Here is a 15,322-nt window from a genome sequence, read left to right as displayed (position 1 = left end):
TCGTTTCTACTCCCCTTTGGCGACCAGCGAGCGGCCGAGTCCTAGTGAGGGGTGGGCGCCTACACTCGCGGCATGGCCGTGGCTCTGACCGCTATCACCGAGCGCGTGCACATGGCGCAGACACCGCTGGTCAACTGGACGGTCGTTGCCGACGACGCAGGCGTGATGCTGATCGACGCCGGTTTCCCCGGCAGCCGCGACGAGGTCCTGGGATCGCTCCGCGAATTGGGATTCGGCCCGACGGACGTGACGGCGATCCTGTTGACCCATGCCCACGTCGACCACTTCGGCACCGCGATCTGGTTCGCACAGACGCACGGCACCCCCGTCTACTGTCACGCCGACGAGGTCGGCCACGCCAAGCGCGACTATCTGCAGCAGGCGTCACCGGTCGATCTGATGCGACACGCGTGGCAACCGCGCTGGGTGAAGTGGTCGGTGGACATCATGCGCAAAGGCGCGCTCACCCACGACGGAATTCCGACGGCGGCCGTACTCACCGACGACATCGCCTCGACATTGCCTGGCCAGCCGACGGCCGTGCCGACCCCCGGCCACACCGGCGGGCACTGCTCCTACATCGTCGACGGAGTACTGGTCGCCGGCGATGCGCTGGTGACCGGGCATCCGCTGGCCGCACGCAAGGGTCCGCAGCTGTTGCACCCGGTGTTCAACCACGACGAGGCGGGCTGCGTGCGCAGCCTGTCCGCATTGGCGACGCTGGACGCCGATGTGCTGATCCCCGGGCACGGCGACCTGTGGATCGGACCCGTTCGCGAGGCGGCGCGTCAGGCCACGCCGGCCTGAGTCACGAATTTGCTTGCCGTCACAGCGCTTTCACGAAGGCGATCGGATACTGCTCGACGTCACTGGGGAGCGGCTCGTCAAGCCTGCGGTAGCCCGTGCTCTCGTAGAGCGCCTCGGCTTCGGGCTGTCGGTTGCCGGTGGTCAAGTAGATCCGCCGGTAACCGCGGCGGGCGATCTCATCCTCCAGCGCCGCCAGAAGCGTCGCGGCATGGCCACGGCGGCGATGCCCGCTGTCGGTCCAGATCCGTTTGAGTTCGGCGGTGTCGTCGTCGAAGCGACAGAACGCCCCGCCGGTCACCGGCTGACCGTCAAGGAGTCCGATCAACATCCCGCCGTCGGGCGGTCGGAACTGGTTGGCAGGATGATCGCGCAGCCACCGCGCCACCCCTGATTCCGGAGCCTCGTAGCGGGTGGCGTACTCGACGGCGAGTTCTGCGAGCAGCGGCTGAGCCAACCGGTCGTCCTCGTCGACCGGGACGAAGCGCAATCCGTTCACCGGATCATTCTGCCCCTTTCGCCCAAAAGTTGACACCTGTAAAGTTTCGGGCCATGGACAACATCCGCGGGAAAACAATCGCGATCACCGGCGCGGCGCGGGGCATCGGTTTCGCCACCGCACGCGCTCTCCTGCAGCGCGGCGCACGGGTCGTGATCGGTGACCGGGATGTGGCGCTCGAGGAGTCGGCCGTCGCGCAGCTCAGCAAGCTCGGACCGGTCTCGGGGTACCCCCTCGACGTCAGCGACCCCGAGTCGTTCGCGACGTTCCTGGACAAGGCGCGCGCCGACGGCGGCGGCCACATCGACGTCCTGATCAACAACGCCGGCGTCATGCCGGTCGGCCCGTTCCTCGACCACACCGACCAGGCGGTGCGCACCGCCGTCGAGGTGAACTTCTACGGCGTGCTCACCGGCTGCCGGCTGGTGCTGCCGGAAATGGTCCGGCGCCGCAGCGGCCACATCGTCAACATCGCCTCGATGGCCGGCATGCTCGCCGTGCCCGGCCAGGCGCTGTACGCCGGAACCAAGTTCGCGGTGGTCGGGTTGTCCACCGGGCTGGCCGACGAATACGCCCCTCAGGGTGTCCAAATCAGTTGTGTCATGCCGACATTCACCAACACCGAGCTGATCTCGGGCACCCACACCACTGCGGCCACCAAGCCGGTTCAGCCAGAAGACATCGCCGCGGCAGTGGTCAAGGCACTGGACAAGCCGACAACGTCGATCTCCGTTCCGGGCTTCTCGCGATTCCTCGCCGCCGCGGTGATGTTCCTGCCGCCGCGCGGCCGGCGCTGGCTGTCCAAGCAGATGGGCACCGACCGGGTGTTCCTCGACTTCGACACGACCGCGCGCGCTGCCTACGAGAAGCGCGCGCAGAGCGCCACCGGCGTCGTCGAGACTCCGGACAAGCCTTAACCGTTGGGCTGGTCGGTGAACTCGTCGACCAGGAGCCGGACCCGCTCGGCGTCGTGATCGGGGCGTAGTCGGCCGGCCCGCGACAGCGTGACCAGTCCGTGCAGCGACGCCCAGAACACCTCGGTCAGGGTGTCGGCGTCGCGGTCCCCGGCGATGTCTCCGACGACGTCGCGCAGGCCCGCGAACGCCTCCTCGAGCTGAGTCGGGGTGTCGTCGGTCGCGAACTTCAGCGGGGTGGCGCGGACGAACATCGCGTCATAGACAGCCGGATTGTCGCGCGCGAAGTCGAGATACGCGCGGGCGGTCCGGGCCAGCGATTCACGAGCCGTCGTCGCATCTGACCGGGCCCGCCGCGTCACGTCGGCGAGCTCGCCGAACCCGTCGAGCGCGACGGCCGCGGCAACGTGATCCATCCCGCTGAAGTGCTTGTACAGCACCGGTTGGCTGTACTCGATCTCCGTCGACAACCGTCGGGTGGTGACGGCGTCCCAGCCCTCGGCTTCCGCGATCTTGCGGGCCGTCGCCACGATCAGTCGCCGGCGTGCGGCCCGTTCGCGCTCGCGACGGTCATCGATGGCCATATCGCACGATAGCACGGCTAGAAAATCTAGCAATGCTATTGCCAACGAGCGCCCCTGGGGTTAGCGTTGCTAGCACTTGGCTCGGAAAGGGGCAGCGATATGGATCTCGACCTCACCACCCGAATCGCCGCAGCGTTCGCGGTGCTGGCCACCGCCGTGGTTTATGGCACCGATGTGTTCTGCGCGATGGTGCTGCGCCCGGCGCTGGCGTCGCTCGACGATGACGCCCTGGTCGCGGTTACCGGTTTCGTGCATCGGTACGGGGATCGGCGGATGCCAATCCCCGGCGTGCTGGGTGTGCTCGCCACCGCGGCATGCGCGGTGCTGGCCGCGCTATCCGAACACTGGGCGCAGGCGACGGCGGCCGGCATCGCACTCGTCTCGCTCCTGGTCTGGCTCGCGATCTACCTCCGAGTGAGCGCACCGATCAACCGTCAACTGACCGCGGCCGCGATTGCCGGCGGGCCGCTCGCGAACGGGCGTGCGCTGCAAGCGAAATGGGATGGCGTGATCAACGCTCGCGCGATCCTGCAGGGCCTCGCCGTCGTCGCGCTCCTCGCGGCACTGGCGGTCTGACCATGCTTGAGCTCAGGATCTACACCCTGCGGTCAGCCGAGGCATTGCGGCAATACGCGACCGTCCACTGGACCCGTCACCTGGCGACCTTTCCGGCATTCGGGATCAGCACCAACGGCGTGTGGACCGAACGATCCGGCGGGGCGCACCGACTCGTCGCGCTGATCGGCTACCCGGCCGGCGCCGACCCCGACGAATTGACACGGCATGTCATGGCGAGCCCGGAATTCGCCGCCGATATGGCCGGCTTCGACCCCGACGAGATCATCCACGTCGACACCATCTCGCTCGAACCCATTGACCTGCAGGAGGTTTCATCATGATCAGCATCGCCGGCTACACGCTCGCCGGCCTCATCGCCGTGGCCATCATCGCCATCGGCGCGCGGTTCATCGCCGCCCCCCGCGTCGCCGCCGCCGGCTACGGCGTGCCGGCCGACCCGGACCAGCCATCGATGCGCGCCTATCTGAACGTCAAGGGTGTGCGCGACATCGCGTCGGGGTTGTTCGTCGTCATCCTCATGGCCGCCGGCGCCACCCATCTGCTGGGCTGGGTCATCCTCGGCGCCACCGTCATTCCGATTGCCGACGCCATCATCGTGCTGAAAAACGGGGGTACCAAGGGGGTCGCGTTCGGTGTGCACGGCGCCACTGCCGTGGTCATGCTCGTCACGACTGCGCTACTGCTGCTGTCGTGACGCTAGGCGAGCACCGGCGTCGTATCACCGGACCGATACGACTCGATCGAATCGATGTGTGCGAGAAGAACTTCCGGCGCGACCGTGTACAGCGCGCCCTGATCGTCCCCCGTGCCGACCAGCACCGCCTTGACCCCCTCCGGGAAGTCGTCGTCTTCGCCGGACGCCGTGATCCAGATGCGGGTGACCGGCTCGTATCGCTCGTCGGCGACCGCGGCGGCCGACGGCTCGAAGAACCAGCTGATCAGGGTGTCAGTGGAGAACTCGGCATCGAATGTCCAGCCGCGGGTGGTCAGCCACTCGTCGAACGTCTCGACGGCCTGGGCGAGTTCGACGTCGACATCGTCGAGCGTGTCCTTGACGTCGCCGGGAATCCAGCGGTCGTCACGCTGGGCCTGCCGCTTCTTGCGGCGAGCCTTCTTGGCATCGGAGTTGCGAGACACCGCTAACCCAGCGCGCGTTCCAGGTCGGAGATGAGATCCTCGGTGCCTTCCAACCCCACCGAGATCCGAACCACTCCGTCGCCGAGCCCGATCGAGGCGCGGCCCTCCGGACCCATCGCGCGGTGCGTGGTGGTCGCCGGATGGGTGATCAGCGTCTTGGCGTCGCCGAGGTTGTTCGAGATGTCGATGATCTGCAGCTTGTCGAGCACTTCAAAAGCCCGCGCCTTGCCACCGTCCAATTCGAAGGTCACCACGGTGCCACCACCGCGCATCTGCCGCTTGGCCAGGTCGAACTGCGGATGTGATTCCAGGAACGGGTATTTCACCCAGTTCACCCCGGGCTGGGATTCGAGGAACTCGGCGATCCGCTGCGCGGAACGGTTCGAGTAGTCCACCCGCACCGACATCGTCTCCAGGCCCTTCAGCAGCACCCAGGCGTTGAACGCCGACAGGGCGGGGCCGGTGTGGCGCATCAGCTTCTGCACCGGTCCGTCGATGTACTCCTTGTCACCGAGGATCGCCCCGCCGAGCACCCGGCCCTGACCGTCGATGTGCTTGGTGCCCGAGTACACCACCACATCCGCGCCCAGTGGGAAGCCCTGCTGCAGCAGCGGAGTGGCAAACACGTTGTCCAACACCACTTTCGCGCCCGCGGCGTGCGCCATCTCGGAGACCGCGGCGATGTCGACCAGCGACTGCATCGGGTTCGACGGCGTCTCGAAGAACACCGCCTGCGTCGGCACCGACAGCGCCTCTTCCCATTGCGAGAGGTCGTCGCCGTCGACGAAGACGGTCTCCACACCCCAGCGCGGCAGGATTTCGTTGCACACCACAAAGCACGAGCCGAACAAGCTGCGCGCGGCCACCAACCGGTCGCCGGCGCCCAGCAGCGCGCCCAGCGAGGTGAACACCGCGGCCATGCCCGATGCGGTGGCGAACGCGGCGGGCGCACCCTCGATCAGCCGCAGACGCTCCTCGAACATCGAGATCGTCGGGTTGCCGTAGCGGGAGTAGACGTACCGGTCGATCTCGCCGGTGAACGCCTTTTCCGCCTCGGCCGCCGAGGAGTACACGTAGCCGGAGGTGAGGTACATCCCCTCGGAGGTTTCCTCGAACTCGGAGCGCAGCAGCCCACCCCGCACCCCGAGTGTCGCCTGGCTGACGCCATCGGGCAGCGGCGCGGGAATGCGAACCGACGGCACCTCGTCAGTCATGACTGCTTCCAGGGCAGGCCCAGCGCCCGCCAGCCGTTGATGCCGCGGTGGCCGTCGGCGTCGAGCTGGCCTTCGAACCCGTCAAGCATGTTGTAGGACGGCGCGATCCCCGCCGCGGTCGCGGTCTCGGCCGCCGGAATGGAGCGATTGCCGGAGCGACAGAGGAACACCACGGGACGCTCGCCGGGGGTGACGCCGGCGGCGTTGAGTTCGGCGACGAAGTCGTCGTTGTGCTGACCGTTGCTGCGGTTCCACTCGACGAACACCACGTTGCGACCCAGGCTGCTCAGATCCGGCACACCGACCCAGCGCCATTCGGCGTCGGTGCGGCAGTCCACCAGCACCGCGTCGGGGTTTTCGCTGAGCAGCTTCCAGCTCTCCTCAGGGGTGATATCTCCTGCATAACTCACGTGCCCGAGTCTCCCACAATGACCTGGCGCGAACCGAGCGCACCTAGGCCGGGCCGGGCGAGCAGACGGTCCATTCGCCGTTTTCGCGGGCGAAGGTCATCGGCGTCTTCAGCTTGGTGTCGGCCGCGTGCTCGAAGTGGTAGACGACGGTCGCGGTGGCTTTGTCACCGTCGATCTTGACGTCGGTGATGTCGTCAACGTACCGAGCACCGTGCACGGCTTTCGATTTCTGTTGGCCGGCAAGAACTTCGGCTTCGACACCCTGCTGGGCGGCGCAGGTGTACTTGCGGAAGTCGGAGTAGTTGTCGCGCTGCAGCGCGTCGTTCTGGCCGACGGCGGCGCGACCGACCTTGACGTCCTCACTCATCGGCTTTTTGTCGTCGACGAGCCAGGCGATGCCCACCGCGGCGAGCACCAGCACCGCCACGCCCAGGGCGATCAGAATCGGCAGCGGGCTGGAACCGCCGTCCTCGCGTTCGGTCATGGCTGCCACACCCGGTGCAAAGCGGTCGACACCTGGCGCACCCTATCGCGGGCGGTGGTGACGTCTGAGGCGGTGGCCAGCGCGACCCCGAGCCGCAGCCGCGCGGCACCTTCGTGTGCGCCCAACAGCCGCACATCGCTCTCCGGTACCACCAACGCCTCGGCCAGGATCGCCGGATTGATGTCCGCGCTGCCTGCGCTCTCCTCAGCACCGCCGTAGGTGACCTCGGCGGCGCCCGGCGAGATCATGATCGTGTCGACGGTCAACCCCAGTACGGCGCGGGCGTGCAGCTCGAACTCCGACAGCCGCTGGGTGCGCAGCGTGACCAGCCCGCTGTCGTAGGGGCGCACGCTGACGTCGGAGAAGTACACTTCGTCACCGCGGACCAGCAGCTCCACCCCGAACACGCCGCGCCCGCCGAGCGCCCGCACGATCCGCGCGGCCACCGACTTCGCCGCGCCCAGCGCCGCCACCGTCATCTGCTGCGGCTGCCAGGACTCCAAGACGCCGCCGTCGAGCTGACGATGCCCGATCGGCTCGCAGAAGTGCAGGGTCGGTCCCGCCGGGCCGTCGGTCCGCACGGTCAGCAAGGTGACCGCGTAATCGATCTCGACGACGGTCTCGGCCAGCACCCGGTTGTGCGGCACCCGCCCGCCGGCCGCGACGGCGCGTTGCCATGCGGGCTCGACGTCGTCGGGCCGCAGCAGCACCGACTGGCCTTGACCGGGCACCCCGATCACCGGCTTGACCACCAGCGGGAAGCCCGCGTGTTCGGCGACGGCGGTCAGCTCCTCGACCGACCCGGCGAACCAGAACGGCGCGGTCGGCAGGCCCAGCTCGTCGGCGGCCAGCCGCCGCATGCCCTCGCGGTCCAGGCTCAGCTGGGTGGCGTAGACGCCCGGCACCACCTGGGTGGTTCCGCTGTCGGCTGCCGCGCGCAGCGCGTCGATGGCCACCGCGTTGGTGTCGACGACGATGTAGGCCGGTTCGACGCGGGCGATCGCGGCGCTCAGCTCTTCGGGGTCGGTGATCTTCACGACCAGCGCCTCGTCGGCCACGTCGTGCGCCGGTGCGTCGGCGTACCGATCGACGGCGACCACCTCGGCTCCGAGCCGCTGGAAGGCCAGCACCAGCTCCCGACTCAGCTCACCCGACCCGACCAGCATCACCCGCATGATGCCCAAGGATAGGTGGGCTCATCCCCGCGCAGGCCAGTGCCAGGACGGCTCGTCGAGCAGGCCCTGGCCGACGATCGCGGTTTGGCCCTGCTGCTTGGTGAGTTCAATGGCATTGACGTCGCGCTGGGCCTCACGCAATGCGGTAACCAACGCGGCGGCGTGGGTGACGACGACGATCTGGGACCGCTCGGAGGAGCGTGCGATGAGCGCGGCCAGCGCGGGTAGCAACTCCGGGTGCAGGCTGGACTCGGGCTCGTTGAGCACGGTCAGCTCGGCCGGCCGCGGAGTCAGCAGAGCGGCGGCCCACAGGAGGTAGCGCAGCGTGCCGTCGGACAGCTCGGCCGCCGTCAGGGCGCGCAGCATGCCCGGCTGGCGCAGGGTGACCTCGAAGCGGCCGTCGGTGTTGGGGATCTCCACCCGGCTACCGGGGAAGGCATTGTCGACGGCCTCGGCCAGTGCCCGGGCGTCGCCGATCTCCGCGATGGTCTGCAGGGCGGCGGCCAGGTCGGCGCCGTCATGACTCAACATCATTGTGCGAGTGCCGATCTGGGGCCTGCGGGCGGGCGCGTCGCTGTCGGTGCGGACGTGGTCGTAGAACCGCCAGGACCGGACGCGCTCACGCAGCGCCAGCAGCTCGGGCGCGGCCTGCGGATCGGCGATCTCGCTGAGCATGCTGTCGAACGGCCGCAAGGTGGCCGCCGTCCGCCAGCCGTCGTCGGCGTCGCGGAGCAGAACCTTGCGAACCGACCGCTGCGCCAACAACGTCGAGGGTCGCAGGATCGCACCGGCCCACACGGCTTCCGACTTGATCTCGGGATCCAGGTTGAATGCCGTCTCCGTCTCCTGAGGCATGCCGAAATCCACGGCGTAGCCGAAGTCCTCCCCGGCGAAGCCCAGCTTGAGGCTGACCGGACCCTTGGTGCCCGGTCCCGCCCACATGGTCGAGCTCAACCCGCCCTCGCGGGCCAGCGCACTGACGGCGCCGTTGCGCGCCGAATCGGCCAGCAGCCGCAGCGCCCGGTACAGGCTGGATTTGCCGGAGCCGTTCGGCCCGGTCACGACGTTGAGGCCGCGCAGCGGCAGGATCAGCCGGCGCAGCGACCGGTAGTTCTCCACAGCGACGGTGTCGAGCACGCCCCCACCTAACCAGGGCATGCCGACAGTCAGACGGCGATGGCCTCCAGGCTGGGCACCGCGGTCGCCGGCGGCAGCGGCTGTACGCCGGGCACCGTCGTGTACGGCCAGAGGTCCGGCGGGATGATCTGGTTGCCCGTCACCCCGGTCAACCGCGCGATGATCTGCACCGGGATGTTGACCAGCTGGTAGAGCACCGCACCGACGAACTGAATGGGCAGCTTCAGCGGTGACGACATGTCCGCGGTGAGACCGTTGAAGACCGAGTACACGAAATAGGGAACGAATCCCGCGACGGTCCGCAGGTCCAGGGCGATGTTGGTCACCACGTCGGGATAGCCGTACATCGCGATCGCGTCGGTCAGCGCCTGGTTGATCCCATCGAAGCCGGGCACCACGGGCAGGTAATTACTTCCGGCGAGATCCATCAGAGGCGAACCGGCCGAATAGGACGGGGGCGTCAGCCCGAACAGTGCGTCCACCGTGGGGGTGATGTCGATGTTGGAATAGGTGTTGTTGATCGCCCCGGCGGTGAATCCAGCGCCGTTTGCGATGACGAAGGTGGTGGTCTCCCAAGGGGTTTGGAATCCGTGTGCCCGCATGTCCGAGCCGAGCCGGATCGTCGGCCACGGCACCTGGCCGTGGTCGGTGGTCACCAACACCGTCCACTTCTCAGTGGGGTGCGCAGTGTTCCAGTCGGTGACCGCCTGCATGATCAAGCCGACGTTCTCGTCGACGTTCTTCAGCGCATCCTTGTACTGCTGCGACCCGGCGTCGTACTCGTGCCCGGTGTTGTCGACGCCGACGAAGTACGTGAAGTTGAAGCTCGAGACGCCCGCGGTGGTGTCACCGATCGCGTCGACGGACGCCTGGCCCACCAGGTCGTCGGTTTCCAGCCAGCTGTTGTTGTACTTCGGGAAGAACTTGATCACGTCAGCGGGAATCGCACCGGCCCCGGCGATCTGGGCGATGTTCTCCCAGTCCGCGATCGCCGTGGTCTGGATGGACGGGTCGAAGGCCTCGAGCTGGTTGAAGACCGTCGGCCACTTGTCGTAGGTCCACGGCGTGAAGACATTGTTGAACAGCCCCGTCTTCTCGCTCCACACGCCGGTCAAAATGCCCGTCCACGACGGGTTCGAGATCGTGGTGTGCCCGACCATGGTCGAGGCCGCGGTGGTCCCGGTGGTCATCAGGGCCTGCAGGTTGACATTGTCGGGGTTGGCCAGGATCGCGCTGAGATTCGTTCCGTCGATACCGATCACCAGCACGTGGGTGGGCGTGCTGACGAGGGCATTGGACCCGCCGAGGCCCGCTGCGGGGAGCGCCGATGCGGTGATGACGGCTCCGCGCCGGCTGCGCCCGACCCCGGCCGATGCCGGGCTGGACGCTCCACCGTTCGACGCTACCGGGGTGATACCCAGCGTCGACAGTGCCGCTGAAAGTGCTTCTGCCGCTGGTGATGTCGTAGTGCGAGCCGCGGTGCGGCCGGCCGACGCCGCAGCTGGCCGGCTGATCGTGCCGGTGTTCTTCGTCTTGGTCGCCGGCTGGGGAGCGGTGCTCTGCGAGCGGGCGCGGGCCTTCGGCCCGGCACTGGCCGTGCTCGACTTCGAGGAGCTGGCCGACGGGCCGGCATTCGAATCCGCCGAGTCGGCGTAGGCGACGGCGGTGGCGACCGTGGTCCCCAGACCGAAGATGCCTGCAGCGGCCACACCGACGCACAGCTGTTTGGTTCGCTTCATTTGCGCAATCACCCGATTCCCCAAGACCCGTTAGACGGCAATAGTTTTGCCTACTTCAGCATGGTCCGCAGCAAAGTCGGCAAAAATAACGCGACCGGCAAGTGGACCGGCTATGAACTCAGATCGGCGCGGAACGCGGTCATTGCTTCGAGAACTGCGGTGAAGACGCGGTGCGCGGCCGCGAGATCCTCATCCGGCAGTTCGGCCAGGACGCGATGGGTGTGGGTGGCCAATGGCGTGAAGAACGCGCGGCCCACCTCGATGCCGTGATCGGCGTATCGCAGGATCACCTTGCGCCGATCGGCCGGATCCGAGTCGCGCCGCAAGTGGCCGGATTCGATCATCCGCTCGACCAGATAGGTGATGGCGGCACCCGACACCCCCATCCGGGTGCGGAGCTCACCGGCGGTCAGTGGAGTGCCGGCGTTCTCGGCGACCATCACATGCACCAGCGCGCGGAAGTCATTGGCCGACAGCCGGTGAATGCCCGCGAACGCCCGGCCGATCTGATCGGACTCGGCCGACAGAGCTTGGACGTCGGCCACCACGGCGGATTCCAGCGCGGGCCGACCGGATGGGTTCATACCGCCAGGATATCTGTTAAGGAGATGAAATGTTAAGAAAATGAAGCTATGTTGGGTTCATGCACCAAGGACTCGACGCCCGGCGCCCCGCGTGGGATCGCATCGGCGAGCTCGTCAGCAACCGGCATTCCTGGTTATTGGCCCTGGTCATCGCGCTCATCGGCGGCGGCCTGATGGGGGTTATCGGCCAGAGTTCCTCGGCCGACCAGTCCCCGGTCGCCCTGCCCCCCAGCGCCGAATCGGCGAAGGCCGGCGCGCTACTCAAGGACTTCCCTGGCGGCGGGGCGGCACCGGTGATCCTCGTCGTCAGCCGGCCGGACGGCGCGGCGTTGACACCGGCAGACCTGGCCGCCGCAGATGCGGCCCGTGAGCGGATGGTCGCCACCACCGGCAAGGGTGGCCCGCCCATCCCGGTGACGACCTCCGAAGACGGTAAGGCCGCGTTGGCGCCGGTACCGGTCGATGCCACCCTGTCCGGCTTCGCGCTCAACGATGAAGTCAAGTCGCTGCGGGAGGCGGCCAAGTCCGGACTGCCGGACGACCTGACGGTCAATGTCACCGGCGGGCCGGCGTTCGGCGCGGACATCGCCAACGCGTTCTCCGGTGCCAACATCACCTTGCTGGCCGTCACCGGCGCGGTGGTCGCACTGCTGCTGATCATCACCTACCGCTCGCCGGTGCTGTGGCTGGTGCCGCTTCTGGTCATCGCGTTCGCCGATCGGGTGGCCGCGGTGCTGGGCTCGGCGATCGCCGAAGCCACCGGCATGGCTGCCGACGGTTCGACGTCGGGCATCACCAGCGTGCTGGTGTTCGGTGCGGGGACTAACTATGCGCTGCTGTTGATTTCGCGCTATCGCGAGGAGTTGCGCTCAGCGCCCGACCACCGGGCAGCGCTGCGCACCGCCGTCCGGTTCGCCGGACCGGCGATCGCGGCCAGCAATGCGACCGTGGTGCTGGCCCTGCTGACGCTGCTGTTCGCGTCATCGCCCAGCACCCGCAGCCTCGGTGTCCAGGCCGCCTCCGGTCTGGTGGTCGCTGCCGTTTTCGTGCTGCTGGCGCTGCCGCCGCTGCTGGCACTCTTCGGACCGAAGTTGTTCTGGCCCTTCGTGCCTCGCCCAGGTGGCGAACAGATCACCACCACCGGCGCGTGGCACCGGGTCGCGGACTGGGTGTCGAACCATGCCGGCCGGGTCACGGTCGCCTCAACCGCGGTGCTGATCGCGCTCGCCACCGGTCTGTTGGCAACTCCGGTGGGGCTCAACCAGATCGACCAGTTCAGGGTCAGTGCCGATTCGGTGGCCGGCTACCGCACGCTGTCGGCCCACTTCCCCAGCGGCCTCACCGATCCGACGCGGGTCATCGGTCACGCCGATGCCGGCGCGGCGCTCGAGCAGGCCATCCGGGCCACTCCGGGTGTCGTCTCGGTCAACCCGGCCGGTGAATCGGCCACCGGTCTGCGTCAGTGGCAGGTCGTGCTCGCGGCCGAACCCGCCTCCGATGGCGCCTTCACTACCGTTGCCGCGCTGCGGGATTCGGTCCATCAAGCCGACCCCGGCGCGCTGGTGGGCGGATCGGACGCGCAAGCACTGGACGCGAAGAACGCCGCGGTGCGCGACCGCTGGGTGGTGATCCCGGCGATCCTCGTCGTCGTCCTTGCCGTGCTCTACATCCTGCTGCGAGCGGCCCTCGCCCCGCTGGTGCTGGTGGCCGCCACCGTGCTGTCCACCATGGCCGCACTCGGGCTGGGCGGCTGGGTCAGCGTGCACCTGCTCGGCTTTCCCGCACTTGACAACACCACACCGCTGTTCGCATTCCTGTTCCTGGTGGCACTCGGTGTGGACTACACGATCTTCCTGGTGACCCGGGCGCGTGAGGAGACACCGCAGCACGGCACGCGCGGCGGGATCGTGCGAGCGGTATCGGCGACGGGCGCGGTGATCACCAGCGCAGGCATCGTGCTGGCGGCGGTGTTCACCGTGCTGGGTGTGCTACCGCTGATCGTGTTGACCCAGCTCGGCATCATCGTGGGTCTGGGCATCCTGCTGGATACGTTCGTGGTTCGAACGGTGGTGATCCCGGCGCTGTTCACCCTGATCGGCCCGGCGATCTGGTGGCCGGCGTTCACGCGGTCGGAGCTCGAGCACGCCGAGGGCGCGTAACGTCGTGGCATGACATCTGCTGCCGCGCTGCCACCACTGCACATGCGGCGCAACGGGTTCGACCCAACACCGGAACTGCGTGACATCCGCGACGGTGACGGTGTGGTCACCGCCGTCAACGCGTTCGGCATGCAGGTGTACCTGATCACCCGCTACGACGACGTCAAGGCGGTGCTGTCGAATCACGAGCACTTCGCCAACGGACGGCCCCCGGGCTTCGTGCTGCCCGGTGCGCCGCAGCTGTCCGAGGAGGAGCAGGCCGGCGCACGGGCAGGCAACCTGCTGGCCCTGGACCCGCCGGCGCACACCCGGCTACGCCGAATGCTGACCGGCGAGTTCACCGTGCGCAGGATGAGGGCGCTCGAACCGCGGATCGTCGAGATCGTCGACGATCGGCTCGACGCGCTCGAACGAGCCGGGGCGCCAGCCGATCTGGTGGCCGAGTTCGCTTTGCCGATCCCGTCGCTGGTGATCTGCGAGCTGCTCGGCGTGCCCTACGCCGACCGCGACGATTTCCAGCGCCGCAGCGCCCGTCAGCTTGATTTGTCGATCCCCATTCCCGAGCGCATGGAGCTGGTACGCCAGGGACGCGAGTACATGGGCACGCTGGTGGCGGCGGCCCGTCGCGCCCCCGGTGAGGACATGCTCGGCATGCTGGTGCGTGACCACGGCACCGAGCTGAGCGACAACGAGCTGATCGGGATCGCGGGTCTGCTGCTGCTCGCCGGCCACGAGACCACGTCGAACATGCTGAGCCTGGGAACCCTGGCGCTGCTGCGCCACCCCGATCAGCTCGCCTCGGTCCGCGACGACCCCGATGCGGTTGCCCCGGCCGTCGAGGAACTGCTGCGCTGGCTGTCGATCGTGCACAGCAGCATCCCGCGACTCGCCGCCGCCGACACCGAGGTCGCCGGTGTTCTGATACCGGCGGGCAGTCTGGTGCTCGCGTCGTTGGCGTCGGGCAACCGGGATGCGGCATTCGTCGATGATCCCGATGTCCTGGACATCACGCGAGATATCGTGAGCCACTTGGCCTTCGGGCACGGTGTACACCACTGCCTCGGTGCACCGCTGGCCCGTATGGAGATGCGGATCGCTTTTCCCGCGCTGCTGCGGCGGTTCCCGGAACTGGCGTGCGCGGAGCCGTTCGACGAGCTCGAGTTCAAGCCGTTTCACTTCATTTACGGCCTGAAGTCGCTTCCGGTGACCTGGTGAACCTCAGAACTGGTGTTCATCGCGTAGCGCATCGAACACACCCGCGCGAGCCAGTAGCAGGAGGCTGACGATCAACACCCAGACCGGGAAACCGAGCGTCAGCCACATGCTCACGTCGCTGGCGATCAGCAGCGCGACGGCGAGCAGATAGCTGACGTACACCAACCAGCGCGGCATCAGACCGGTGCGCAACCAGATGGTGGCCAGCGAGATCATGAACACCGCAGCCATCCGCAGGGCGTAGGTCTTGGCCAGAGCCAGGACGACCATCTGGCCGAACAGTGCGACTTCGGTGTGGCCCAGTATTTCGCTTCCCGCCGCCGAGTTGCTGGCGGCCAAACCCGCCCCGATCGCGCTCGTCACGAACATCATCGCCAGGAACAGCAGGCCACTGCCGAGGAACACCGTCGAGAAGAACCGGTCTTCGAGCCGACCCAGTCCGTCGCGCACGACGCCGATGAACCACAGGAAGCTGATCCCGGCGAACGGCATCAGGATCGCGGCGATTTTCATCTTGCCGCTGGCGGCGTCGAGCCACTGAGAACCGGGTTGGGCCCCCTCCGGCAGCGAGGAGCGGATCAGAATGAGGTTGGCGCCGAACAACACTGCGAACGCGACACCGGCTGCCGCGGCTGCCCGCGGCGTGGTCAGGCTTTTCAGGGTTGACGAGCGGTTCTCGGCCACGACG

The 15,322-nt window shown here is 67.7% G+C and carries 18 protein-coding genes; 7 read left to right on the top strand and 11 right to left on the bottom strand.

Features of this window, described 5'->3' with window-relative positions:
- Nucleotides 1-72: 72 nt before the first annotated feature.
- Nucleotides 73-807, top strand: a complete 735-nt coding sequence (locus K0O64_RS02825) for an MBL fold metallo-hydrolase (protein WP_071950128.1) — start codon at nt 73-75, stop codon at nt 805-807.
- A gap of 19 nt (nt 808-826) precedes the next feature.
- Here K0O64_RS02825 and K0O64_RS02820 read toward each other — a convergent pair whose 3' ends face one another.
- Nucleotides 827-1,303, bottom strand: a complete 477-nt coding sequence (locus K0O64_RS02820) for a GNAT family N-acetyltransferase (RefSeq protein WP_071947854.1) — start codon at nt 1,301-1,303, stop codon at nt 827-829.
- A gap of 53 nt (nt 1,304-1,356) precedes the next feature.
- Between K0O64_RS02820 and K0O64_RS02815 the strand changes: the two genes are divergently transcribed.
- Nucleotides 1,357-2,220, top strand: coding sequence for an SDR family oxidoreductase (locus tag K0O64_RS02815; protein ID WP_071947855.1), 864 nt, complete (start codon nt 1,357-1,359; stop codon nt 2,218-2,220).
- Here K0O64_RS02815 and K0O64_RS02810 read toward each other — a convergent pair.
- Nucleotides 2,217-2,801 (bottom strand): TetR-like C-terminal domain-containing protein, encoded by a 585-nt coding sequence (locus tag K0O64_RS02810; protein WP_220046027.1) that lies wholly within the window; start codon nt 2,799-2,801, stop codon nt 2,217-2,219. The genes K0O64_RS02815 and K0O64_RS02810 overlap by 4 nt on opposite strands.
- 99 nt (nt 2,802-2,900) lie before the next feature.
- On the opposite strand from K0O64_RS02810, the gene K0O64_RS02805 reads away from it, so the two are divergent.
- Genes K0O64_RS02805 through K0O64_RS02795 form a run of 3 tightly spaced genes read left to right on the top strand, consistent with a single transcriptional unit; the run spans nt 2,901 to nt 4,074 of the window.
- Entirely contained in the window at nt 2,901-3,377 is a 477-nt protein-coding gene (locus K0O64_RS02805) for a DUF1772 domain-containing protein (RefSeq protein WP_071947857.1), read from the top strand.
- A gap of 2 nt (nt 3,378-3,379) precedes the next feature.
- Nucleotides 3,380-3,700: an NIPSNAP family protein gene (locus K0O64_RS02800; RefSeq protein WP_071947858.1), complete on the top strand. Its 321-nt coding sequence runs from the start codon at nt 3,380-3,382 to the stop codon at nt 3,698-3,700.
- Nucleotides 3,697-4,074 carry a DUF4267 domain-containing protein gene (locus K0O64_RS02795; protein WP_156909837.1) on the top strand — a complete coding sequence of 126 codons (378 nt, stop codon included), beginning with the start codon at nt 3,697-3,699 and terminating at the stop codon, nt 4,072-4,074. The genes K0O64_RS02800 and K0O64_RS02795 overlap by 4 nt, the downstream gene beginning before the upstream one ends.
- Nucleotides 4,075-4,076: 2 nt before the next feature.
- Here the strand turns inward: K0O64_RS02795 and K0O64_RS02790 are convergent, their stop codons facing one another.
- The 8 genes from K0O64_RS02790 to K0O64_RS02755 form a co-directional block, all read right to left on the bottom strand.
- Nucleotides 4,077-4,517: a hypothetical protein gene (locus tag K0O64_RS02790; RefSeq protein ID WP_071947860.1), complete on the bottom strand. Its 441-nt coding sequence runs from the start codon at nt 4,515-4,517 to the stop codon at nt 4,077-4,079.
- Between the two features lie 2 nt (nt 4,518-4,519).
- Nucleotides 4,520-5,731 carry an O-succinylhomoserine sulfhydrylase gene (locus tag K0O64_RS02785; RefSeq protein WP_071947861.1) on the bottom strand — a complete coding sequence of 404 codons (1,212 nt, stop codon included), beginning with the start codon at nt 5,729-5,731 and terminating at the stop codon, nt 4,520-4,522.
- Nucleotides 5,728-6,141 (bottom strand): rhodanese-like domain-containing protein, encoded by a 414-nt coding sequence (locus K0O64_RS02780; protein WP_071947862.1) that lies wholly within the window; start codon nt 6,139-6,141, stop codon nt 5,728-5,730. The genes K0O64_RS02785 and K0O64_RS02780 overlap by 4 nt, the downstream gene beginning before the upstream one ends.
- A gap of 43 nt (nt 6,142-6,184) precedes the next feature.
- Entirely contained in the window at nt 6,185-6,625 is a 441-nt protein-coding gene (locus K0O64_RS02775) for an Rv0361 family membrane protein (protein ID WP_220046026.1), read from the bottom strand.
- On the bottom strand, nt 6,622-7,800 hold the full coding sequence (purT, locus tag K0O64_RS02770) for a formate-dependent phosphoribosylglycinamide formyltransferase (protein WP_071950129.1): 1,179 nt from the start codon (nt 7,798-7,800) through the stop codon (nt 6,622-6,624). Before purT ends, K0O64_RS02775 begins: the two co-directional genes overlap by 4 nt.
- 21 nt (nt 7,801-7,821) lie before the next feature.
- Nucleotides 7,822-8,937: an AAA family ATPase gene (locus tag K0O64_RS02765; protein WP_220046025.1), complete on the bottom strand. Its 1,116-nt coding sequence runs from the start codon at nt 8,935-8,937 to the stop codon at nt 7,822-7,824.
- A 29-nt stretch (nt 8,938-8,966) separates the two neighbouring features.
- On the bottom strand, nt 8,967-10,676 hold the full coding sequence (locus K0O64_RS02760) for an alkaline phosphatase family protein (RefSeq protein WP_220046024.1): 1,710 nt from the start codon (nt 10,674-10,676) through the stop codon (nt 8,967-8,969).
- A gap of 110 nt (nt 10,677-10,786) precedes the next feature.
- Nucleotides 10,787-11,260: a MarR family winged helix-turn-helix transcriptional regulator gene (locus K0O64_RS02755; protein ID WP_220046023.1), complete on the bottom strand. Its 474-nt coding sequence runs from the start codon at nt 11,258-11,260 to the stop codon at nt 10,787-10,789.
- A gap of 59 nt (nt 11,261-11,319) precedes the next feature.
- Here K0O64_RS02755 and K0O64_RS02750 point away from each other — a divergent pair, with 59 nt between their 5' ends.
- Both K0O64_RS02750 and K0O64_RS02745 read left to right on the top strand, forming a co-directional pair.
- Nucleotides 11,320-13,419, top strand: coding sequence for an MMPL family transporter (locus tag K0O64_RS02750; protein ID WP_220046022.1), 2,100 nt, complete (start codon nt 11,320-11,322; stop codon nt 13,417-13,419).
- A 9-nt stretch (nt 13,420-13,428) separates the two neighbouring features.
- Nucleotides 13,429-14,634: a cytochrome P450 gene (locus K0O64_RS02745; RefSeq protein ID WP_220046021.1), complete on the top strand. Its 1,206-nt coding sequence runs from the start codon at nt 13,429-13,431 to the stop codon at nt 14,632-14,634.
- A gap of 3 nt (nt 14,635-14,637) precedes the next feature.
- Here K0O64_RS02745 and K0O64_RS02740 read toward each other — a convergent pair whose 3' ends face one another.
- The gene (locus tag K0O64_RS02740) at nt 14,638-15,318 is read right to left on the bottom strand and encodes a hypothetical protein (RefSeq protein WP_225933606.1); all 681 of its coding nucleotides are present in this window, start codon (nt 15,316-15,318) and stop codon (nt 14,638-14,640) included.
- Nucleotides 15,319-15,322 lie beyond the last annotated feature (4 nt).

The organism is Mycolicibacterium pallens (genome assembly GCF_019456675.1).
Taxonomy (GTDB): domain Bacteria; phylum Actinomycetota; class Actinomycetes; order Mycobacteriales; family Mycobacteriaceae; genus Mycobacterium; species Mycobacterium crocinum.
This window is presented reverse-complemented; position numbering and strand designations above follow the sequence as displayed.